Raw genomic sequence first — 682 nt, forward strand, 5'->3', positions numbered from 1 at the left:
CTCCGGCGCAACGCGCCCCTGGTGCCGACCGACACGGCGGCGAGCCGCTCGCTCGCGGCCGTCATCGCCATCCTGACCTTCCTGGCCGCGCTCTGCGCGGGCGCCGCCGAGATGGTCTCGGCGAGCGCGGCCCAGTGGCAGGGCAGCGTCGCCCAGGAGGTGACGATCCAGGTCCGCCCGGCGCCCGGCCGCGACGTCGAGGCCGACCTCGCGCGGGCCGAGAACCTCGCCAAGGCCGAGCCCGGCATCGCGGCGACGCGCGTCTTCTCGAAGCAGGAGGCCGAGCGCCTGCTCGAGCCCTGGCTCGGCAGCGGGCTCGACCTCGGCGACCTGCCGGTGCCGCGCCTCATCACCCTGACGCTCGGCACCCCCGCGCCCGACCTGAAGCACCTGCGGGCGGGCCTCGGCGAGGCGCTTCCCGGCGTCGCCAGCCTCGACGACCACGTGCTCTGGCTGCAGCGGCTCTCCACCATGGCCAACACCTTCGTGGGCGCGGGCGTCGGCATCGTCGCCCTGGTGCTGGTCGCCACGGGCCTCGCGGTCGCCTTCGCGACCCGGGGCGCCATGGCGGGCAACCGCGAGGTGGTGGAGGTGCTCCACTTCGTGGGCGCCGACGACGACTTCATCGCCCGGGCCTTCCAGCGGCGCTTCTTCGGGCTGGGCCTGCGCGGCGGCGCGATCG

At 76.0% G+C, this 682-nt stretch carries 1 protein-coding gene; it reads left to right on the top strand.

Going from position 1 to position 682, the window contains the following annotated elements; all coding sequences use genetic code 11:
- Window positions 1-682, top strand: a 682-nt coding sequence (locus AX737_RS29165) for an ABC transporter permease (RefSeq protein WP_066927467.1), incomplete at both ends; no start/stop codon positions are given.

This window comes from Methylobacterium sp. CCH5-D2 (assembly GCF_001556475.1).
GTDB classification, from domain to species: domain Bacteria; phylum Pseudomonadota; class Alphaproteobacteria; order Rhizobiales; family Beijerinckiaceae; genus Methylobacterium; species Methylobacterium hispanicum.